This is a genomic window from Curtobacterium sp. VKM Ac-2861, from assembly GCF_013204965.1.
Classification (GTDB): Bacteria; Actinomycetota; Actinomycetes; order Actinomycetales; family Microbacteriaceae; genus Curtobacterium.
The window spans coordinates 209668-230591 of sequence record NZ_JABMLA010000007.1 but is presented as its reverse complement, the minus strand read 5'-3'; the positions used below and the strand labels follow the sequence as shown (position 1 = coordinate 230591).

Annotated in this window: 22 protein-coding genes; 17 read left to right on the top strand and 5 right to left on the bottom strand. The window is 71.3% G+C overall.

All coding sequences use genetic code 11. From position 1 onward, the window contains the following. Positions 1 to 462: 462 nt before the first annotated feature. The 11 genes from HQQ88_RS17490 to HQQ88_RS17440 all read left to right on the top strand — a co-directional run bounded on the left by HQQ88_RS17490 (position 463) and on the right by HQQ88_RS17440 (position 11259). Positions 463 to 1557, top strand: a complete 1095-nt coding sequence (locus HQQ88_RS17490; protein WP_173170575.1) for a hypothetical protein — start codon at positions 463 to 465, stop codon at positions 1555 to 1557. Then, positions 1548 to 2360: a hypothetical protein gene (locus HQQ88_RS19715; protein ID WP_123294975.1), complete on the top strand. Its 813-nt coding sequence runs from the start codon at positions 1548 to 1550 to the stop codon at positions 2358 to 2360. The genes HQQ88_RS17490 and HQQ88_RS19715 overlap by 10 nt, the downstream gene beginning before the upstream one ends. Before the next feature lie 31 nt (positions 2361 to 2391). After that, a complete protein-coding gene (locus HQQ88_RS17480; protein ID WP_123294974.1) occupies positions 2392 to 3363 on the top strand; it encodes an HAD-IIA family hydrolase in 972 nt (323 codons plus the stop codon). Positions 3364 to 3373: 10 nt separating this feature from the next. Beyond that, the gene (locus HQQ88_RS17475; protein ID WP_165901481.1) at positions 3374 to 3541 is read left to right on the top strand and encodes a hypothetical protein; all 168 of its coding nucleotides are present in this window, start codon (positions 3374 to 3376) and stop codon (positions 3539 to 3541) included. Between the two features lie 13 nt (positions 3542 to 3554). Beyond that, positions 3555 to 4367, top strand: a complete 813-nt coding sequence (locus tag HQQ88_RS17470) for a TlyA family RNA methyltransferase (RefSeq protein ID WP_243650133.1) — start codon at positions 3555 to 3557, stop codon at positions 4365 to 4367. Continuing rightward, positions 4364 to 5293 (top strand): NAD kinase, encoded by a 930-nt coding sequence (locus HQQ88_RS17465; protein ID WP_111086586.1) that lies wholly within the window; start codon positions 4364 to 4366, stop codon positions 5291 to 5293. The genes HQQ88_RS17470 and HQQ88_RS17465 overlap by 4 nt, the downstream gene beginning before the upstream one ends. 25 nt (positions 5294 to 5318) lie before the next feature. After that, on the top strand, positions 5319 to 7013 hold the full coding sequence (gene recN / locus HQQ88_RS17460) for a DNA repair protein RecN (RefSeq protein WP_173170573.1): 1695 nt from the start codon (positions 5319 to 5321) through the stop codon (positions 7011 to 7013). 201 nt (positions 7014 to 7214) lie between these two features. Further along, positions 7215 to 8930, top strand: coding sequence for a CTP synthase (locus HQQ88_RS17455; RefSeq protein WP_173170571.1), 1716 nt, complete (start codon positions 7215 to 7217; stop codon positions 8928 to 8930). Between the two features lie 163 nt (positions 8931 to 9093). Beyond that, a complete protein-coding gene (locus tag HQQ88_RS17450; protein WP_173170563.1) occupies positions 9094 to 9669 on the top strand; it encodes an NUDIX domain-containing protein in 576 nt (191 codons plus the stop codon). Next, positions 9666 to 10247, top strand: a complete 582-nt coding sequence (locus HQQ88_RS17445) for a DUF1349 domain-containing protein (RefSeq protein WP_173170559.1) — start codon at positions 9666 to 9668, stop codon at positions 10245 to 10247. The genes HQQ88_RS17450 and HQQ88_RS17445 overlap by 4 nt, the downstream gene beginning before the upstream one ends. A gap of 19 nt (positions 10248 to 10266) precedes the next feature. After that, entirely contained in the window at positions 10267 to 11259 is a 993-nt protein-coding gene (locus HQQ88_RS17440; protein WP_173170603.1) for a site-specific tyrosine recombinase XerD, read from the top strand. A 112-nt stretch (positions 11260 to 11371) separates the two neighbouring features. On the opposite strand, the gene HQQ88_RS17435 is transcribed toward HQQ88_RS17440, so the two are convergent. Further along, positions 11372 to 11818: a DUF2510 domain-containing protein gene (locus HQQ88_RS17435; protein WP_216834998.1), complete on the bottom strand. Its 447-nt coding sequence runs from the start codon at positions 11816 to 11818 to the stop codon at positions 11372 to 11374. A 123-nt stretch (positions 11819 to 11941) separates the two neighbouring features. On the opposite strand from HQQ88_RS17435, the gene HQQ88_RS17430 reads away from it, so the two are divergent. Beyond that, on the top strand, positions 11942 to 12412 hold the full coding sequence (locus HQQ88_RS17430; protein ID WP_367917049.1) for an ASCH domain-containing protein: 471 nt from the start codon (positions 11942 to 11944) through the stop codon (positions 12410 to 12412). Positions 12413 to 12448: 36 nt separating this feature from the next. On the opposite strand, the gene HQQ88_RS17425 is transcribed toward HQQ88_RS17430, so the two are convergent. Next, positions 12449 to 13486, bottom strand: a complete 1038-nt coding sequence (locus HQQ88_RS17425) for an LLM class flavin-dependent oxidoreductase (RefSeq protein WP_131881724.1) — start codon at positions 13484 to 13486, stop codon at positions 12449 to 12451. A gap of 50 nt (positions 13487 to 13536) precedes the next feature. Between HQQ88_RS17425 and HQQ88_RS17420 the strand changes: the two genes are divergently transcribed. Together HQQ88_RS17420 and HQQ88_RS17415 are read left to right on the top strand one after the other, a co-directional pair. Next, the gene (locus HQQ88_RS17420; RefSeq protein WP_134194835.1) at positions 13537 to 13869 is read left to right on the top strand and encodes a TraR/DksA family transcriptional regulator; all 333 of its coding nucleotides are present in this window, start codon (positions 13537 to 13539) and stop codon (positions 13867 to 13869) included. Positions 13870 to 14000: 131 nt separating this feature from the next. Beyond that, positions 14001 to 14456: a TIGR02611 family protein gene (locus tag HQQ88_RS17415; protein ID WP_254067198.1), complete on the top strand. Its 456-nt coding sequence runs from the start codon at positions 14001 to 14003 to the stop codon at positions 14454 to 14456. Between the two features lie 161 nt (positions 14457 to 14617). Here HQQ88_RS17415 and HQQ88_RS17410 read toward each other — a convergent pair whose 3' ends face one another. Then, the gene (locus HQQ88_RS17410; protein ID WP_123673782.1) at positions 14618 to 15871 is read right to left on the bottom strand and encodes an MFS transporter; all 1254 of its coding nucleotides are present in this window, start codon (positions 15869 to 15871) and stop codon (positions 14618 to 14620) included. 100 nt (positions 15872 to 15971) lie between these two features. Between HQQ88_RS17410 and HQQ88_RS17405 the strand changes: the two genes are divergently transcribed. Both HQQ88_RS17405 and HQQ88_RS17400 read left to right on the top strand, forming a co-directional pair. Continuing rightward, positions 15972 to 16337, top strand: coding sequence for a helix-turn-helix transcriptional regulator (locus tag HQQ88_RS17405; protein WP_123673599.1), 366 nt, complete (start codon positions 15972 to 15974; stop codon positions 16335 to 16337). A 44-nt stretch (positions 16338 to 16381) separates the two neighbouring features. After that, positions 16382 to 17929, top strand: a complete 1548-nt coding sequence (locus HQQ88_RS17400) for a class I SAM-dependent methyltransferase (RefSeq protein ID WP_173170599.1) — start codon at positions 16382 to 16384, stop codon at positions 17927 to 17929. A 22-nt stretch (positions 17930 to 17951) separates the two neighbouring features. Here HQQ88_RS17400 and HQQ88_RS17395 read toward each other — a convergent pair whose 3' ends face one another. Continuing rightward, entirely contained in the window at positions 17952 to 18812 is an 861-nt protein-coding gene (locus HQQ88_RS17395) for an NAD(P)-dependent oxidoreductase (RefSeq protein WP_123341264.1), read from the bottom strand. 110 nt (positions 18813 to 18922) lie between these two features. After that, complete coding sequence (locus HQQ88_RS17390; RefSeq protein ID WP_123341243.1) at positions 18923 to 19513, bottom strand: TetR/AcrR family transcriptional regulator; 591 nt, start codon at positions 19511 to 19513, stop codon at positions 18923 to 18925. A 131-nt stretch (positions 19514 to 19644) separates the two neighbouring features. On the opposite strand from HQQ88_RS17390, the gene HQQ88_RS17385 reads away from it, so the two are divergent. Beyond that, positions 19645 to 20913, top strand: a complete 1269-nt coding sequence (locus HQQ88_RS17385) for an MFS transporter (protein WP_243648859.1) — start codon at positions 19645 to 19647, stop codon at positions 20911 to 20913. Positions 20914 to 20924: the final 11 nt, after the last annotated feature.

Below are 20924 nucleotides of genomic sequence, written 5' to 3'. Positions count from 1 at the left end.
GAAGCTAAGCCTCTCAGCGCCGATGGTACTGCAAGGGGGACCTTGTGGGAGAGTAGGACGCCGCCGGACTTAACGTAAGAAGATGTGGCCATCGGCCCTCCATCGTGAATTCGCAGGGGAGACCCTCGTTCACGGTGGTGGCCGGTGGCCATTTCTGTTTTGCCGCTCGTCGCTCGACGTCGGCTCCGGTTCGTGATGGACTGGAGCTCGAACGTCGGTCCGACCGACGCGGCACCCAACACAACGACACAGCGGACGAACGCCCGGCCTTCGGCTCGGGCACGCGATGAGGAGCAACGGTGGCGAACGACGACGAGCGGCGGAACGACGGCGACCGGGGAGACCGACCCCGACGGGACGACCGAGCCCCTCGACGCGACGGAGGTCCGCGCGGAGACGCTGCGAGCGGAGGCCGTTGGTCGTCCGGTCCGCGTGACTTCGAACGCCGTGAGGATGACCGTCGTGACCGTCCTGAGCGCTCCGACCGTCCGTTCCGCGACGGCGCTGCACGTCGCGACAGTGCGCCGCGGAGCAGTGGCGACCGTCCGTTCCGCTCCGGAGACCGTGATGATCGTCCGTCGTGGCGGAGCGATCGCGGCGACTCCGGCCGTCCGCCGCGCGGCTACGGCCCCCGCGGTGCTGAGCGTCCGCGCCGCGACGGGGACCGTCCGTTCCGGTCGGACCGCCCCGCGCGTGATGGTGACCGTCCCGCCTACCGTGGTGGTTCGGATCGTCCGCGTCGTGATGGGGACCGCCCCTACCAGGGTGGTTCGGATCGTCCGCGTCGTGATGGCGACCGTCCCGCGTACCGCGGTGGGTCGGACCGTCCCGACCGTCCCGCCCGCGGTGGCGACCGGCCGGCCTACCGCGGTGGCTCGGACCGTCCCGCCCGCGACGGCGATCGTCCTGCTCAGCGCGGTGGTTCGGATCGTCCGCGTCGTGATGGTGACCGCCCGTACCAGGGTGGTTCGGATCGTCCGCGTCGTGATGGTGACCGCCCGTTCCAGGGCGGCTCGGATCGCCCGCGTCGTGATGGCGACCGTCCCGCGTACCGCGGTGGTTCCGACCGTCCTGCTCGCGATGGAGACCGCCCGTACCGCGGCGGCTCTGACCGCCCGGCTCGTGATGGCGACCGTCCGTCGTACCGTGGCGGTTCATCGGACCGTCCGCGTCGTGACGGCGACCGTCCCGCGTACCGCGGTGGTTCCGACCGTCCCGCGTACCGCGGTGGTTCCGACCGTCCGGCCCGCGACGGCGACCGTCCGGCCCGCGACGCCGACCGTCCGCGTCGTGACGGCGACCGTCCGTCCTTCCGGGGTGCTTCGGACCGTCCGGCCCGTGGTGGCGACCGCCCGCGTCAGGACGGTGGCGACGACCGACGCCGCTTCGGCGACGGGACGCGTCACGCCGGCGCACGGTTCGGCGAGGCAGCCCGCGACGACTGGGAAGACCGCGACCCGTACGGCACGAAGTCGATCCGCCCGCGCCACGACGACCCGGACATCCCCGACGAGATCGATGCGCGCGACCTCGACCCCGCAGCGCGCATGGAGCTGAAGACGCTCAGCAAGGACAACGCCGACTGGGTCGCCCGGCACCTCGTGGCCGCGGCGCTGTTCGTCGACGAGGACCCCGCTCTGGCGAACGAGCACGCTCTGAGCGCCGCCCGCCGTGCCGGTCGCGTCGGGGTCGTCCGCGAGACCGCTGCGATCACGGCGTACCGCCTGGGGGACTTCGCGACCGCGCTGCGCGAGCTCCGCACCTACCGGCGCATCTCCGGCCGCAACGACCAGCTCCCGATGATGGTGGACTGCGAACGAGGCCTCGGCCGCCCCGAGCGTGCGCTCGAACTCGGCCGTTCGGTGGAGCGTGCCGCGCTCGACACCGCGGTGCAGGTCGAACTCGCGATCGCGATGTCCGGCGCACGCATCGACCTCGGGAACCCCACAGCTGCCCTGGGCGAGCTGGAGATTCCACAGCTGGACCCGTCCACGGCCTACACGTGGTCACCGGCGCTCTACAGTGCTTACGCGGCCACGCTCGAAGAGCTCGGCCGCCAGGACGAGGCCGACGAGTGGTGGGCCCGTGTCGACCGTGCGGCAGCGGCTCTCGCCGAAGCCGCCGACGAGAACGCTTGGGAGACAGTTGATGTGGTCGAGGAAACGCTCGAAGTCGAAGAACACGGAGACGCCGGCGAGCTCGACGACACCGACCAGCTCGACGACGACGCCGACCTCGACGACGACGACGAGCCAGCCCTCGCCGAGCCCGACGTCGTCGGCGAACCCGGCGACGCCGACGAGCCCGGCGAACTCGACGACGACAACCCCCGCGACGTCGACGGCTCCGCAGCCGACTGACGTCCCGACCGCGCCGACGGACGGCGTCGACGTGGTGCTCACGGACCTCGACGGCGTCGTCTACCGGGGGCGGAACGCCATCCCGCACGCGGTCGAGGCGCTCACACGGGCCTCGCTGACCGCACGGGTCGGGTACATCACCAACAACGCGTCCCGACGACCGATCGACGTCGCCGAGCACCTCGAGCGCTACGGGCTCGAGGTGTCCGAGGACGACGTCGTCACGTCGTCGCAGGCGGGCGTGCAGCTCCTGTCGACGCTGGTGCCCGCCGGCGCGACGGTGCTCGTCACCGGTGGGCTGGGACTGTCGAGCATCGTCGAGGCCGCCGGCTTCACGGTGACGACCAGTGCCGAGGACTCCCCGGCCGCGGTCATCCAGGGCTTCTCACCGGACCTCGGGTGGAAGGAACTGGCCGAGGCGTCGTTCGCGTTGGCCGACCCGGCGATCCCGTGGGTCGCCACGAACATGGACTGGTCGATCCCGGTCGAGCGCGGCATCGCCCCCGGCAACGGCACGCTCGTGTCCGCGGTGCACCAGGCCGTGGGGCGGATGCCCGTGGTCGCCGGCAAGCCGGAGCGCCCGATCTTCGACGCCGCGGTCGAGCGGTTCGGCGGCGGGAAGACACTGTTCATCGGTGACCGTCTCGACACCGACATCAAGGGGGCGAACGACGTCGGGATCCCGAGCGTCCTCGTGCTCACGGGCATCGACCAGGCGAAGCAGGTGCTCGCGGCCGATCAGCGCTCGCGTCCACTGTTCGTGCTCGAGGACCTCCGTGGTCTGTCCGAGCCCTACCCGGTGACAGTCCGGCGGCAGGACGACGACGGCACGCGGTACGTCACCGTCGGCAGCGCCACCGTGGCGATGCGGGGGCACGTGGTGCGGGTGCTCGACGCCGGCAGCGACATCGATCGGCTCCGTGCCGGCGCAGCGCTGATCTGGGAGTCCGGCCTGGCCATCTACGGTCTCGACGTGGACCCGCAGCTGTACGGCGGCGAGTAGCGTGTCGGACGTGCCGAACCCCGAGCAGCCGTCCGCCGACCTGGAACCGCAGGACGAGTTCGCCGCGCGCACCTCGGCGGCCGAGGCCCTGCCGCTCGTCGAGCGCGCCGACGCGTTCTCGGCACTCCACGACGAGCTGCGTACGCGGCTCGAGAGCGGCGGCACCGCGAGTGCCTGAACCGGACGGAGCCGTGCCCGACGCGACCCCGGTCCGCCTCGACGCCCTGCTCGCGACACGTGGCCTCGCGCGGTCGCGCACCGCTGCCACCAAGCTCATCCAGGACGGCCGGGTGACGGTCGACGGTCGTCCCGTCGTGAAGCCCTCCACCCCGACCTCGCCGGCTGCCGACATCGTGGTCGACGCGGCCGACGAGTGGGTCTCCCGCGCTGCCCAGAAGCTGGTCGGAGCGCTCGATGCGTTCGGCGTCGACCCGTCCGGCCGTGTGGTGCTCGACGTCGGTGCGAGCACGGGTGGCTTCACGCAGGTGCTCCTGGCCCGTGGTGCTCGACGGGTCATCGCGCTCGACGTCGGGCACGGGCAACTGCACCCGACGATCGCCGTCGACGAGCGTGTCGCCGTGGTCGAGGGCACCAACGCCCGCAGCCTGACCCGGTCGGACTACCTCGCGCTCGACGGCGCCGCAGCCGAGACGACCCTGGTGGTCGGCGACCTGTCCTTCATCTCGCTCCGGCTCGTGCTGCCCGCCCTGGCCGAGGCCGTCCCCGCCGACGACTTCGTCCTGTTGGTGAAGCCGCAGTTCGAGGTCGGTCGCGGCGGGGTGCGCGAGGGCATCGTGCACGATCCGGCACTCCGCGACGACGCCCTGATGAACGTCCTGTGGGCCGCATGGGACCTGGGCTTCGGGACCACCGGGCTCGCGGCGTCGCCCATCATCGGGACGCACGGGAACCACGAGTACCTCGCGCGCTTCCAGCGTGGTGTCGGTGGCAATCCGACAGAATGGAGAGTCCGGGCAACCGAACTCACAGAGGGGACCGCATGAGCGACGACCGGCACATCCTGCTCGTCTCCCACACGGGTCGCCGTGACTCGATCGACGCTGCGGTCGAGGTCTGCGACCTCCTGCACGCCGCCGGTCTGATCCCGGTGATGCCGTTCGACGAGTACGCCGACATCCGGCGGGCCGAAGCCTCGGTGGGGCAGGTCGACATCCTGGGCGTCGACGTCCAGGCGGACCAGCTCGAGATCGTCATCGTGCTCGGCGGCGACGGCACCATCCTGCGCGCGGCCGAACTCGTGCGCGAGACGCGGGCACCGATCGTCGGCGTGAACCTCGGGCACGTGGGCTTCCTGGCGGAGAGCGAGCGGGACGCCCTCGCCGAGACCGTCGAGCGTGCTCTGTCGGGTGAGTACCACGTCGAGGAGCGCGTCACCCTGCAGGTCGACGTGGTCGTCGGCAACCAGATCGTCTACTCGAGTTGGGCGCTCAACGAGGCCACCATCGAGAAGGCATCGCGCGAGCGCATGCTCGAAGTGGTGACCGAGGTCGACGGTCGCCCGCTGTCCTCGTTCGGGTGCGACGGCGTCGTCGTGTCGACCCCCACCGGGTCCACGGCGTACTCGTTCTCCGGCGGCGGTCCCATCGTCTGGCCCGACGTCGACGCCCTGCTGATGGTGCCGCTCAGCGCGCACGCCCTGTTCGCCCGCCCGATCGTGGTGGGCCCGGACTGCACGCTCGCGATCGAGGTCCTGCGGCGCACGAGCGGTGTCGGGGTGCTGTGGTGCGACGGTCGCCGGACGCACGACCTGCCGCCGGGCGCTCGCGTCGAGGTCCGACGGTCGCCGGACCCCGTGCGGGTCGCGCGCCTCAAGGACGCCCCGTTCACCGACCGGTTGGTCGCGAAGTTCCGGCTCCCGGTCACCGGGTGGCGCGGGCCGCAGACCGACGAGGACGAGGACCACCTGTGACCGGCCGAGGCGAGGAGCACCACCGATGATCGAGGAGATCGCGATCCGTGACCTCGGGGTCATCGGCGAGACCACGCTCGAACTCGGTCCGGGGTTCACCGTCGTCACGGGCGAGACCGGTGCCGGCAAGACCATGATCGTCACGGCCCTCGGGCTGTTGCTCGGTGCTCGGGCGGACGCCGGCTCGGTCCGCCGTGGTGCCTCGAGCGCCGTGGTCGAGGGCCGGTGGAACGTCCCCGAGCACGCTGCCGTCGCCGAACGAGTCGAGGACGCCGGCGGCGCGGTGGAGGACGGCGAACTGATCCTCACGCGCACGGTCTCGGCGGAGGGCCGCAGCCGTGCGACCGTCGGGGGCCGCAGCGCTCCCGTCGCGGTGCTCGGTGAACTCGCGGACCAGCTCGTGACGGTGCACGGCCAGTCCGACCAGATCCGACTGACCTCGTCGACCGCGCAGCGTGCGGCGCTCGACGGCTTCGGCGGGGCGGCCCTCGAGAAGGCCCTGAACCGGTACGTCGCCGCGTTCGACGCGTGGCAGCAGCACACGGGCGAACTCGAGACACTGACGCGCGACCGCGACGAGCGGGTGGCCGAAGCCGACCGGATCCGCGCTGCCTCGGACGAGATCGAAGCGGCCGACCCGCAGCCCGGCGAGGACGTCGAGCTCGCCGAGCGCGCCGACCGGCTCGGCAACCTCGAGGAACTCCGGCTGTCCGCGGCCCTGGCGCACGAGGCCCTGTCCAGCGAGTCCCTCGACGGCGTCTCCGACGTCGTCGGCCTGGTCGAGTCCGCCCGACGCGCCGTCGAGCGGGTCGCCGACTCCGACGCCGCCCTGCAGCCCGTGCTCGAACAGCTCACGGAGCTCGGCATCCAGGCGGCCGAGGCCTCGGCGAGCATCTCCAGCTACCTCGGCTCGCTCGAGCCCGAGGCCGGTCACGACCTCGAGCTCATCAACGAACGGCGCGCCCTGCTCGCCGGCCTCACCCGCAAGTACGGCGAGACCGTCGACGACGTCATCGACTACGGGCAGCGGGCGAGCGACCGCCTGCTCGAGCTGGACGGCGACGACGACCGCATCGCCGCCCTCCAGCAGTCCGTCGAACAGGACGAACAGGCACTCGGGGTGGCCGCGGCCGCGTTGACCGCTGCCCGCACGAAGGCGGCAGCGGACCTCGCGAAGCGCGTCACGACCGAGCTGAAGACACTCGCGATGGCCGGCGCCACCCTGGTGGTCGAGGTCACCGACGCGGGGGAGTACCGCCGACACGGACGCGACCAGGTGTCGATCCTGCTGCAGCCGCACTCCGGCACCGACCCCCGACCGATCGGCAAGGGGGCATCGGGCGGCGAGCTCTCGCGCGTGATGCTCGCGATCGAGGTCGTGATGGCCGGCAGCACGACCGTGCCGACGTTCGTCTTCGACGAGGTCGACGCCGGCGTGGGCGGTGCGGCGGCGATCGAGATCGGCCGTCGGCTGGCGAAGCTCGCCGAGCGCACGCAGGTCATCGTCGTCACGCACCTGGCGCAGGTCGCGGCGTTCGCGAACAACCACCTCAACGTGGTCAAGGACGCGAGTGGCGCCGTGACCTCGTCGAGTGTGCGACGGCTCGAGGGCGAGGACCGCCTGCAGGAGATGGCGCGGTTGCTCTCGGGGCTCGGCGACAGCGCGAGCGGCGTGGAGCACGCCCGCGAACTGCTCGACGTGGCTGGCCAGACGGCCTGACCTGCCACGCGGCCGCAAGCACGCAAGCACGGCAAGCAGGCAGGCAAGCACGCGCGCAAGCGCGGCAAGCACGCAGGCAAGCACGCGCGCCCACGCGCGCCCACGCGCGCACGGCCCGAAGACCCGGCCACCCACCTCGCGCAACGCCCACGGCGAACCGAGGTCGCGCCTCCCGGCAGTTCTGACGTACGATGGAATCCCGTGGCGGACACTCTCAGCAGCGGTACCCAGGCAAACACCCCGACCCCGAAGGTGACGAAGCAGATCTTCGTGACCGGCGGGGTCGTCTCGTCTCTCGGCAAGGGCCTGACGGCAGCCAGCCTCGGCAATCTCCTGACGGCTCGCGGCCTCAAGGTCGTCATGCAGAAGCTCGACCCGTACCTCAACGTGGACCCGGGCACCATGAACCCGTTCCAGCACGGCGAGGTCTTCGTGACCGACGACGGTGCGGAGACGGACCTCGACATCGGGCACTACGAGCGCTTCCTCGACATCAACCTGGCGCAGTCGGCGAACGTCACGACCGGCCAGGTGTACTCGACGGTGATCGCCAAGGAGCGTCGCGGCGAGTACCTCGGTGACACCGTGCAGGTCATCCCGCACATCACCGACGAGATCAAGCGTCGGATGCGCGAGCAGGCGGAGAACGACCCGCAGCCCGACGTCATCATCACCGAGGTCGGCGGCACGGTCGGCGACATCGAGTCGCAGCCGTTCATCGAGTCGGCGCGCCAGGTGCGCCACGAACTCGGCCGCAACAACGTGTTCTTCGTGCACGTGTCGCTCGTGCCGTTCATGAACGCGTCGGGTGAGCAGAAGACGAAGCCGACGCAGCACTCGGTCGCCGCGCTCCGCTCGATCGGCATCCAGCCCGACGCCCTCGTGCTGCGGTCGGACCGCCCGGTGTCGGACTCGAACAAGAAGAAGATCGCCCTGATGTGCGACGTCGACGAGGACGCCGTGGTGAACGCCGTTGACGTCCCGTCGATCTACGACCTGCCGACGCTGCTGAACAACCAGGGCCTCGACCAGGTCATCGTCGACGCGCTCAAGCTCGAGGCCGGCCCGGTCGACTGGACCGCGTGGACGCCGGTGCTCCGTGCCGTGCACGAGCCGAAGAAGGACGTCACGATCGCCCTGGTCGGCAAGTACATCGACCTGCCGGACGCCTACCTGTCGGTCACCGAGGCGCTCCGTGCCGGTGGCTTCGCGCACGACGCGAAGGTGACGCTGAAGTGGGTCGTCTCCGACGACTGCACCACGCCCGAGGGTGCTGCGAAGCAGCTCGGCGACGTCGACGGCATCTGCATCCCCGGCGGGTTCGGCGTGCGCGGCATCGAGGGCAAGCTCGGCGCGCTGCGCTTCGCCCGTGAGCAGGGCATCCCGACGCTCGGCCTGTGCCTCGGCCTGCAGTGCATGGTCATCGAGTACGCCCGCCACGAGGCCGGCCTGACCGACGCGTCGAGCACCGAGTTCGACCCGGAGACCTCGACGCCGGTCATCGCGACCATGGCGGAGCAGGTGGACATCATCGCCGGCGGCGACCTGGGCGGCACCATGCGCCTCGGCCTGTACCCGGCGACGTTCAGCTCCGGGTCGTTGGCCGAGTCGCTCTACGGTGCGCCCGAGGCGTCCGAGCGCCACCGTCACCGCTACGAGGTCAACAACACGTACCGGCAGCAGATCGCGGACGCCGGCCTGGTGTTCTCGGGCACGTCGCCCGACGGCAGCCTGGTCGAGTACGTCGAGCTGCCGCGTGACGTGCACCCGTTCTACATCGCGACGCAGGCGCACCCGGAGCTGCGCTCGCGTCCGACGAACGCGCACCCGCTGTTCGCGGGGCTCGTCGCGGCCGCGATCGAGCGCCACGAGGCGTCCAGCCTGTTCGACCCGCAGAACGAGGAGCAGGTCGCGTAACGCGCGTTGTCGATGACGGGAGGCGCGGTGCCAGCTGGAACCGCGCCTCCCGTCCGTCGTCTGGTCGCGCCCACGGAACCTGGTTCCGGACACGGAACCGCGGAACGACGCGGTGCTGTGTCCGGAACCTGGTTCCGCGAGGGGCGCGTGCTTGGATGGTTCCGTGACTGACGCACCCATCGCTGACGAAGCCGCCTCGTTCGAGGTCACCGAGTCCACCGTCGTGTACGACGGCGCCGTCTGGGACGTGCGCCGCGACGCGATCGCGTACCACGACGAGACGATGGTGCGGGAGTACATCGACCACACCGGTGCAGTCGCGGTCTACGCAGAGGACGACGAGGGCCGTGTCCTCGTGATCCAGCAGTACCGACACCCGGTTCGGGTGCGCGACTGGGAGCTGCCGGCCGGGCTGCTGGACGTCGAGGGCGAGGACCTCCAGGTCGCTGCCGCTCGCGAACTCGCTGAAGAGGCCGACCTCGAAGCGGACACGTGGGAGCCGCTGGTCCGGTACAACACGTCGTCCGGCGGGAGCAACGAGTTCCTGCAGGTCTACCGCGCCCGGGGCGTGCGGCCCACGACGACGGCGTTCGAGCGCGAGGCTGAGGAAGCCGACATCGTGAAGCGGTGGGTGCCGCGGGCCGAGCTGGTGGAGGCGATCCTCGATGGTCGGCTGCACAACTCCGGGCTGGTCGTGGCCGTGCTCGCGGTGGATGCGCTCGAGCGAGGCCGCGCATGAGCCTGCGAGAACTGGTCGACGCGGCGACGTGGACGCACGAGCCCGAGGCCGTCGAGCTCGACGGCGATGTGCTGCGCGTGACCGCGGTCGAGGGCAGCGACGCCTGGCGGACCACCTCGTACGGGTTCGTCCACGACTCCGAGCACGCGCTGGTGCAGCCCCTCGACGGGTCGTTCTCGGTCGAGGCATCGTTCGTCCTCGACTACACGGAGCAGTTCGACCAGGCCGGTCTCTTCCTGCGCGTCGACGAGCGGAACTGGATCAAGGCCGGTGTCGAGTTCTCCGATGGGACGCCGCAGCTCGGCGCCGTGGTGACCCGTGACTTCTCGGACTGGTCGGTGGCGCCCGTGCCGGAGTGGGTGGGACGTGGGGTGACCGTCCGGGCCAGCCGCGACGGTGATGCCGTGACCGTCCGGGCGTGGGTCGACGACGAGGAACCCCGGCTGGTGCGGGTTGCGTACCTCGATCCCGATGCTGCGGTGTCGGCCGGACTGTTGTGTGCAGCTCCGACGCGTGCCGGCCTGACCGTGACGTTCACCGGGTACCGGGTCGGGGCCCCCGACGAGGCACTGCACTGACCGTGCGCCTGCTGTCGTGATTCCCCTGGACCGTGCCACGGAGACGTACCTGCGGCACGTCGCGATCGAGCGGGGACTGTCACAGCACACGCTGTCGGCGTACCGGCGTGACCTGGCGGTGTTCACCTCGTGGCTGGCGACGGCTCCGGTGGTCGACTCCGACGGTGCCGACCGGGCCGGCGGGGCGTCCGCGATCGACGACGTCGGGCGGCTCGCTCGGGCAGACGTCTCGGAGTTCGTGACCCACCTGGCGACGAAGCCGGACGGTCCGCTGGCACCGAGGTCGATCGCCCGGATGCTCAGCTCGGTGCGCTCGTTCACGGCCTTCGCGGCGGGGGAGGGCTGGCTGCCGCTCGACCCCGGCACCGCCGTCCGGCCGCCGAAGGCCCCGATGCGGCTGCCGAAGGCCATCTCGGTGGAGGACATGGAGCGGCTGCTCGGCGCGGTGTCCGTCGATGCCGACGACCCCGTGCAGCTGCGGGACAAGGCGTTGCTCGAACTGCTCTACGCCACCGGCGCGCGGATCTCCGAGGCGGTGGGGTTGTCGGTGGACGACGTGACGACCCTGTCCGACGACTCAGCCCCCGACGCCGATGGCCTCGCCGTCGTGAAGGTCACCGGCAAGGGGAACAAGCAGCGGGTCGTGCCCCTCGGCAGTTTCGCGCGGGCGGCGATCGATGCCTACCTGGTGCGGGCCCGTCCGGTGTTCGCAGCGCGAGGAGCCTCGACGCCGGCGCTGTTCCTCGGCGCCCGAGGTGCTCGGCTGTCACGGCAGAGCGCGTGGCTCGTGATCCAGTCGGCGGCCGAGGCGGCGGGACTCGAGGCGCACGTTTCGCCGCACACCTTCCGGCACTCGTTCGCGACGCACCTGCTCGAGGGCGGTGCCGATGTGCGGGTGGTGCAGGAGTTGCTCGGGCACGCGAGCGTCGCGACGACCCAGATCTACACGATGGTCACGGCGGACATGCTGCGGGACGTGTACCAGACGGCGCATCCGCGGGCGCGGCGGTAGGTCTCGTTGCGGCGGGCCCGGACGTGCACTTCGTGAGCAGCAATGGTCGGGTCGTTGGTCGGCACCCGACCATTTCTGCTCACGAAGTCGGACGGTGACGGCCCCGCATGCCTCAGAAGAGGTGGAACTGGGCGGACGCCGCCACCGCGCCCGTCGCGACCGCGACCACCACCGCGCTCGAGGACGCACTCCTCGCAGCGACCGCCCACCCGCCGGTCGCACCGGGGCGGACGACGCCGACGAGCCCGCACCCGAGAGCGAGCGCGCTGCAGACACCCAGCGGGTTGATGAGGATCGACGTCAGAGCCAGCAGCACCGCGAGCACCGTGAACACGCACAGCCGGCGGTCGCGACCGCCGCCGGACGCCCACGCGTGGGTCCGGATCGATGCCGTGTGCACCGAGAACGCGGGGCCGACAGGCGCGACGACGATCGGCAGGACCGGTTCCGGAGCACTCGGCAGGACACGGGTCGCGGCACCCCAGGCGTGACCGTCCCACCAGCGGAGACGACTGGCGTCCTGCGGGTCCGGGAACCAGCCTGCGGCCGGCAGTGTCACGGGGACTCCTCGAGGTGCGGGGGATGGTGCTCCTCGACGGTAGGGGACGCCGCCCCGCCGCCACAGTCCCAAGGCGGGTGTCGGCACAAGTGCGGACACCCGGCGGTGCGCTACGGTCGGCTGGTGACCGCGAGCCTGGATGACTTCTGGAACGAGCGGCGCGACGAGGCTCCGGAACTGCCGGCCGAGGTGCCGGAGGCGTGGTCGTTCGGTGCCACTCCGGAGCAGGCAGACGAGCTGCTCGGCCTGGTGCTCCGCGGGGTCAAGGACGGCACCGCGTCATCGCTCTGGGACTACGAGGCGACGGGGGACCCGCTCCCCGCGGCCGGTGAGTGCAGCATCGTGACCGACGGCGCCGGTGTTCCCAGGGCCGTCATCGAGACGACGGACGTCCGGATCGTCCCGTTCGACGCGGTCGGGGCCGAGCACGCGCGCGCCGAAGGCGAAGGAGACCGGACTCTCGAGCACTGGCGGACGGTGCACGAGGCGTACTGGCGTGAGCACTCCGAGAACCCGCGCGGCTTCGAACCGGACATGCCGGTGGTCTGCGAGCGCTTCCGGCTGATCTGGCCGACGCCGACGGCGCCTGCGTAGACGCAGCCGCCGACCGTCAGCGCCTGACCGAGCAGATCAGGCCGGGACGGGTGCCGCGTCGACCTCGGTGAACACGTCCTTCACCGCGGCGAGCAGTCTCGCGTTGAAGTCGACGCCGAGCTGGTTCGGCACCGTGACGAGCACGGTGTCGGCAGCGCGGACGGCCTGGTCGGCCGCCAGCTCCGCGACGAGGTCCTCGGGCGAGCCGATGTACGAGCGGCCGAAGCGTGCGAGCCCGCCGTCGAGGTGCCCGACCTGGTCCTGCCCCTCGACCTGTGCGCGGACGCCGAAGTAGTGCCGCGACTCGTCGTCGATGATCGGGATGATGCTCCGCGAGACCGACACCCGAGGGGTCCGGTCCCAGCCCGACTCCGCCCACACTCGGCGGAAGCGCTCGATCTGTTCGGCCTGCAGTTCGTCGAACGGCACGCCGGTGTCCTCGGTGAGCAGGGTCGACGACATCAGGTTCATGCCTTGCTCGGCGGTCCACTCGGCGGTGGCGCGTGTGCCGGCGCCCCACCAGATGCGGTCGCCGAGCGAGTCGGAGAGCGGGGAGATCGGCAGCGATCCGACCGAGCCGGTCATCTGCGGGTTGGCGTTGGCCATCGGTTCGCCGGCGATGGCGCGACGGAACACGCTGGTGTGCGCGCGGGCCATGTCGCCGCCGTTCTCGTCAGACGCGTCCGGCACGTAGCCGAACTGCTGGTAACCGGCGAGGGCGGTCTCGGGTGAGCCACGGGAGACGCCGAGCTGCAGTCGTCCGCCGGAGATGAGGTCGGTCGCCGCGGCCTCCTCGGCCATGTAGAGCGGGTTCTCGTAGCGCATGTCGATCACGCCGGTCCCGATCTCGATGCGGCTGGTCTTCGCGGCGATCGCGGACAGCAGGGGGAACGGTGCCGCCTGCTGCGGTGCGAAGTGGTGCACGCGGAAGTAGGCGCCGTCGACGCCGGCCTCTTCGGCAGCGACCGCGAGGTCGATCGCCTGCACCAGGGACTCACGCCCGCTGCGCACCTTCGACCCCGGCACGTCGCGCCAGTGTCCGAACGACAGGAACCCGATCTTCGTCATGTCGATGCAAACGCATCCGGAGAGTCGGGCATTCCGTCACGACTACGGTGTCCGCCATGGACGACCCCCGCACTGCGCTCGACACGGAGCGCGCCCGCAACGTACGGCTGCTCGCCGACGTCGAGCGGAGCATGCGCGATGTCAGTGACGCCCGCCAGGACGCCAACTCCGACGACGAGCACGACCCCGAGGGCGCGACCCTCGCGTGGGAGCGCGGCTCGCTCGGCGCCGTCCGCGACGCGGCCAGGCAGCGGATCGAGCAGGTGGACGCCGCGCTCGCGCGGCTCGACGCCGGCACCTACGGGACCTGCGCGGTCGGCGGCGAACCGATCCCAGCGGCCCGATTGGCCGCCGTCCCGTGGGCCGCGACGTGCGTCGCCCACGCGTGACGGGCCTCCCGGCGGACACTCGCTGACGGACGGGAGGCGCGGCGCATCCCCGCCACGCGTCGTCCGTCACGCGCACCGCGCGTCCACCGCGTGCGCCGCGGATTCCCAGCCGCGGGCCCTACGTTTTCGGCATGGACGGCGACGTGAACGACGGACCCGGCGAGAGCCGGACCGACGGTGCGCCGCGTCAGCGCTTCCAGTGGTTCCACGACATGCGGACCTGGATCCACGCGCGGCCGCACCTGCACCTGTTCTACAAGGTGCTCGTCGGGATCGTCGGCGGGCTGGTCGTCATCATCGGACTCATCCTGGTGCCGCTGCCCGGGCCCGGTTGGCTCGTGGTGTTCATCGGACTCACGGTGCTGGCGAGCGAGTTCCACTTCTTCCACAAGATCATCGTGTGGCTCAAGGCGCAGTTGCACCGATTCTGGGACTGGGCCAAGCGGCACGGACCGAAGCGCCTGCGTGATGCTGCCGACCGGGGCAAGGCCGACGTCGACGCCGCCCACACGGGTGCTGCGCGGACGGTCGGGGTGCGTGCTCGTGGACGGGCGCGCGGCGCGAACTCGGCGCACCCGGGGCACTGAGTCGGCCCGGCGCGTCCGGCACCGTGCCGTGTTGGTCACTGCGTGCGAGGTTGATGGCTCCGTGCGGCGCTGTATGCGCGCACTGAGCGAGCAACCTCGCACGGGATGACCAACCTCGCACCGTGCGCCTGGCGCGCGCCGCCCTCCGGGCGGACGGCCCGCTACTCCGCCGCGACGCGGATCGAGCCGGTGGCGGTGCGCTCGATGACCTCGGCGGCCTGCTCCTCGACGGCGGCCGCGTCCTTCGACGTCAGCTGCAGCACGAGCGCGACGACGGCAGCGAGGACGATGAACCCGCCGTACCCGGCGATGACGGGGACGAGTCCGATCGACGGTTCGAGCAGCCCACCGATGACGGCGGGGACCCCGAACGCCAGGTAGCTGACGACGTAGATCGTCGAGAGCAGTCCGGCGCGGTGGGTCGGTGCTGCGGTCGCGAGCAGCATCCGCAGCGGCGCCTGGAACCCGGCGCCGAAGCCGACGCCGGCGATCGCACTGCCGACGACGAGGCCGGGCAGGGAGTGGGCCATCACGAACGCCACGGTCACGATCGGCCCGAGCACCAGGGCGACGAGCCCGACGAGCACGGCGCGACGAGCGTCCATCCGCTGCGTCGCGAGCCCGGTCAGCGCGCCGACGCCCGTGACGACGGCGATGAGTGCGCCGGCCGCGAAGTGGTTCGTGATGCCGAACACGGCACCGAGGGCCGAGGGGACGAGTGAGAGGAACATGCCGCCGAGGGCCCAGCTGGCGACGAGCGAACCGACGACCCCGCGGAAGAGTCGACGCGAGCTCCGCGGCACGCTGATCGTCGGGCGCAGCGAACGGAGTGCTCCGGGGCGCCGTTGGACCTGCTCGGGCACCACGAACAGCGCCAGCACGAGGAGCACGAGCAGTGCGCCGAAGACCAGGTAGACGAGCTGCTCCGGCGCCGGACCCCACTGCACGAGCGCGCCGCTCGACATCGCACCGGTGGCGAGTGCGATCGGCGGGATGACGCCGTTCAGCACGCCGGCCAGGGTCGGGTGCCGCTCGAGCGAGTTGTCGATGAGGGCCGCCCCGAGCGCACCGATCAGGAGCCCGACGGAGACGCCCTGCACGATGCGGTCGACGATGAGCGCGCCGACGCCGTCCGCGATCGCGAACAGTCCGAGCGACAGGGCGACGCCGAGACCACCGGCGACGAGCACGGGTTTGCGGCCGACGTGGTCGGACAGCCGCCCGGCGATGAGCAGGCTCGCGAGCAGCCCGGCGACGTAGATGGCGAAGACGCCGGTCAGCATGAGCGGCGTGAGGTGCCACTCGGCGGCGTAGACCGGGTAGATCGGCGAGGGGACCGCGGACGACGCGACCGACACCAGGAGCATCGCCGCGAGGATCCAGAACCCGGCGACCGAGCGAGCTGACTGCTGCATGAGCATCCTTCCGATGGTCCGTTGTACGACTGCATTCGTACCGCAGTCCGCAGTACGACGCAAGTCGTACAGCAAGCCGAACGGTGGTAGCGTCCCGTCCATGCCCGCGCACGTCGATGCCCCCGAGCGGCTGCCCCAGCCGTCCGTGGCCGAGATGGACCTCCCCGTCGTCCTCGATGCCCTGAGCGACCCGATCCGGTTGGCGATCCTGCACCGCTACCTCGTCGACGCCGCCGGTGGTGAACGGAGCTGCGGCTGGGTCGGCATCGACCGACCGAAGTCCACGCTCACCCACCACTTCCGGGTCCTGCGCGAGGCCGGACTGCTCGAACAGCACCTCGAGGGCCTGACCCGCATCAGCCGGGTCCGGATCGAGGACGTGCAGCAGCGGTTCCCGGGGCTGCTCGACCTGGTGCTCGACTGGCAGGTGCCCGCGGCCCTGCTCCGCGAGGGGATCGAGTCGTGAGCGCGGTGCCCGGCGCGGGTGCCGACGCCGGCGCCGGGGTGGCCGTGCACACGCTCCCCGACATCGGTGCTGACCCGGCCGTGACGACGGCGCTCGCCGCGGACCTCGACGCCGCCGGCTTCACCGTCGACCGGGTCGATGCACTCTGGGGGACCGAAGCGGCCGCATCGCTGCACCGGGGGTCGCGAGTGGCGGCCCTCCGTGCCCTGGCCGCTCGTGAGACATCCCCGCTCGGCACCCTCGCCACCCTGTTCGTGCTCGGACTGCCGACGTCCCGCGCGGACGCCGCAGTCGCGTTCCCGACCGCCGGGCTCGACGCCGTGGTCGCGGCAGGGCTGCTGCGGGTCTGCGACACCGACGCCACAGTCGTGGAGCCGACGGTGGACCTGCGTCCCTACGCCTTCGTCGACGACCTCGGCGCCGGCAGCTGGTGGATCGTCTCGGACCTCGGCGAACTCGCCCTCGGCCACGCGATCAGCGAGGAGCACGTCCTCGGCATCGGCGGCGCCACCACCACGCTGAGCGGCCTGCAGGTCCCCGTCCCCGTCCGCACGGTCCTCGACCTCGGCACCGGCTGCGGGATCCAGGCCATGCACGCCCGGCGCTTCGCCGAGCACGTCGTGGCCACCGACATCTCGCGCCGCGCCCTCGACATCGCCCGCTTCAACGCGCAGCTCAACGGCATCGACGGGATCGACTTCCGGTACGGCTCGCTCTTCGAGCCCGTCGCGGGGGAGCGGTTCGACCGCATCGTGTCGAACCCGCCCTTCGTCATCACACCCCGTCGGCCGGGCGTCCCCTCGTACGAGTACCGCGACGGCGGCATGGTCGGCGACGCGCTCGTCGAGACCGTGCTCCGCGGCCTGTCCGAGCACCTCGAGCCCGGTGGGACCGCGCAGCTGCTCGGCAACTGGGAGTACCACTGGGGCGTCGACGGCCTCGACCGCGTGCGCAGCTGGTTCGAGGACACCGACCTCGACGCGTGGGTCGTCGAGCGCGAGCGCCAGGACCCCACGTCGTACGCCGAGACCTGGATCCGCGACGGCGGCACGAAGCCCGGGACGCCCGAGTTCGACACGCTCATGGGCGCCTGGCTCGACGACTTCGCGGACCGCCGCGTCACCGGCGTCGGCTTCGGGTACGTCGTGGTGCGTCGAGCCCTGCCAGGAGGAACGGCGAGCCTCCGCCGGTTCGAGCGCGTCCCCGAGACGCTCGGCTCCAACCCCGCCGGGCTCGGAGCCACGGTCGCTCGCGTCCTGGACGCGGCCGCGTGGCTCGCCGCGCACGACGACGCCGCGCTCGCCACGGCGCACCTGACGGTGGCGGGCGACGTCACCGAGGAGCGCTACTACTGGCCGGGCAACGACGACCCCACGGTGATGACGCTCGTGCAGGGCGGCGGACTCGGACGGCGGGTTGACGCGGACACGGCGCTCGCCGCGTTCGTCGGAGCCTGCGACGGGGACCTGTCCGTCGCGGCGATCGTCGGCGCGCTCGCGCAGATCACGGGTGTCGACGAGCAGGTGCTCGCCGCCGACCTGTTGCCGGCGGCGCGCGACCTGGTGCTCGACGGGCTGCTGCTGCCGGCCTAGCGAACGGACGGCGCGGTCGCTGTCAGCGGCCGTCGCGCCAGCTGTGCTCGGGGGCGTAGCCGAGCAGCTCGCGGGCCTTCTCGGACGACAGCAGCGAGCTGACGCCGTCGATGTCCGCGCGACGCTCGATGTCGGGCACGTAGCGCTCGACGAGCTCGATCGTCGGGGTGTCCATCACGGTGTCGGGGCTCGCGATGACGAACGCCTCGAACCCGGTGAGCTCGGCCTCGACGGCCTTGCGGACCGCCTGGGCGCCGTCACGCGAGTCGATGTACGACCACAGGTTGAAGGTCTTCGCCTCGGGGGTGGCGTCCCACGGGAACGCCGGGTAGTCGGTCTCGTCCATCACGTTCGAGAACCGCAGGCCGATCATCTTCAGCTCCGGGTCCCAGCGGGTGAAGTGGCGGGCCATCTCCTCTTCGACCGCCTTGCCGAGCGAGTACGACGACTGCGGGCGGACCGCGAACTCCTCGTCGACGGGCAGGTAGGGCGGGTGGTGCTCGCCCATCGGGATGCCGAGCAGGGTCTCGCTCGACGCCCACACCAGGTTCTTGACCTTCGCGGCGCGTGCGGCGTGGAAGACGTTGATCGACGCCGTCACGTTGTTCGTGATGAGCGCTACGTCGGGGACCTGGCCCGGCGCGGGCACGGCCGCGAGGTGCACGACGGCGTCCACGTGGTCGTACCGGTCGTCGATGCCGAGCAGGGCGTTCAGGACCTGGCCGTAGTCGGTCAGGTCGATCCGGACGAACTGCACGCCCTCGGGCTGGTCGGGGGAGGGCACGCGGTCGAGCAGCACCACGTCGTACCCGTGCGCATCGAGGTCGCGCACCACCGCTCGTCCGAGCTTGCCGCTGCCGCCGGTCACCACTACACGCGTCATCGCGTCACTCCACATCGTCGTCGGGTCGCCCTCCGGGCACGCCCCATCCTGCCCGGCGCCGCCTGACCCGACCAGGCCCTGTCCGTACCCCGCTGTCCGGCGGGGGAGCGTCAGGCGGTGGGGGCGACCTGGGCGATCGCGAGGCGGGCGACGAGCTCGACGTGCTGCGCCATGTCCCGCGACGGGTCGAACAGCCACTGGATCTGCATGCCGTCGGACACCGCGAGCAGCACGCTCGTCAGTTCCTCGGCATCGACGTCGGCGCGGAGCCGTCCGTCCTGCTGCATGGTGCGGAAGTCGGCGGACAGGTCGCGACGGCTGCGCTCGTAGCGCTCTTGGAAGTACGCGTGCGCGGGGTGCTCGGGGTCGGTCGCAGCTGCGGCGGAGAGGTTGACGAACATCTGCACCAGGCCGGGGACCTCGGCGTTGTGCCGGACGATCGCGGCGAGCAGGGCGGCCGGGTCCGGCGCCTGCCAGTCGTGGGCGAGGTCGAGCTCGTCGCGTCGTCGCAGGATCTCGACCCAGAGCTCGTCCTTGGAGTCGAAGTAGTGCAGCAGTCCGGCCTGGGTCAGCCCGACGGCGTCGGCGATGTCCTTGATGCTGGTGCGGCGGAACCCCTGCGAGGCGACGAGGTCGAGCGCGACCGTGAGGATCTCCTCGCGCTTCGCGATGCCCTTCGCGTACGAACCCCGTCGTGCCATGGCAGGACTGTACCGCTCGGAGTGCACACAGAAAACCTAGCCGCACTTGGTTTTGGTGTTACCGTGGGCGGAGCCGCCGACGAAGGCGTGCGAGTCACCGGTGCAGGTGGCGTACCCGAGAAGAGGTTGCAGTGGCCAACGACGCCCTGACCGTCAACGACACCCCGACCGCAGTCGCACCCACGCGCGGCCGAGGTGCCCCGCTCATGTACACGCTCGGCATGCCGATCGCGATGCTCGGCCTGTACATCGCGCTGCTGCCGCCGGTGCTGGTCGCCATGGCGCTCAAGGTCGCCGAGATCGCGCCGGACAACCAAGCGGGCGTGCTCGGCCTGGCACTCGGTGTCGGCGCGTTCGCCGCGATGGTCGCCAACCCCCTGGCGGGTCGCTTCAGCGATCGGACTGCCGGGAGGCTCGGCATGCGTCGTCCGTGGATCATCGGTGGCACCGTGGTCGGCTTCGCGGGCCTCGTGGTCGTCGCGACGACGACCTCGACCGTCGTGCTGGTCCTCGCGTGGGGCGTCACGCAGATCGCCTACAACGCCACGATCGCCGCCATGACCGCGGTCCTGCCGGACCACGTCACGCGGTCCCAGCGCGGCCGGGTCGCGGCGCTGCTCGGGCTCTCCCAGAACCTCGCGCTCGTCGGCGGCACGTTCCTCGTGCAGCTCTTCTCGACCTCGGCGACGCAGATGATCATCCCCGGTGCGATCGGGTCGATCGTCGTCGTGCTCTACGCGCTCGTGTTCCGCGACCGCGTGCTGACCCACCGGCCGACGTCGAAGCTCGGCATCGGGCAGGTTTTCGGCTCGTTCGTCTTCAACCCCGTGAAGCACCCGGACCTCGGCTGGGCCTGGCTCACCCGGTTCCTGATGGTCGCCGCGCAGTACACCGCGGTGAGCTACCTGACGTACTTCCTGCGCGACGACATCGGCGTGGACCCGGACCACGTCGCGAACGCGGTGTTCCAGGGCACGCTGTGGAACGTCGTCGGCATCGTGCTCACCTCGCTCATCGCCGGCTGGCTGTCGGACAAGCTCGGCCGCCGCAAGCTGTTCGTCGCGATCGCGGGCATCGTCGGCGTGGTCGGGCTCGTGATCATCGCGCTCGCGCCGTCGCTCGGCATGGTCCTGGTCGGCGAGTTCGTGATGGGTGCCGGCATGGGCGTCTTCTACGCCGTCGACCTGGCGCTCATCACCGACGTGCTGCCGTCCGACGAGGACAACGCGAAGGACCTCGGCGTCGTCAACATCGCGCAGGCCCTGCCCCAGTCGATCGTGCCCGCGGCGGCCCCTGGTGTCATCGCCCTGACCGGCGGGTACAGCGGCTTCTTCATCACCGGCGCCGTCGTCGGACTGCTCGGCATCGTCTCGGTGTCCCGCATCCGCGGCGTGCGCTGACCACGCTTCCC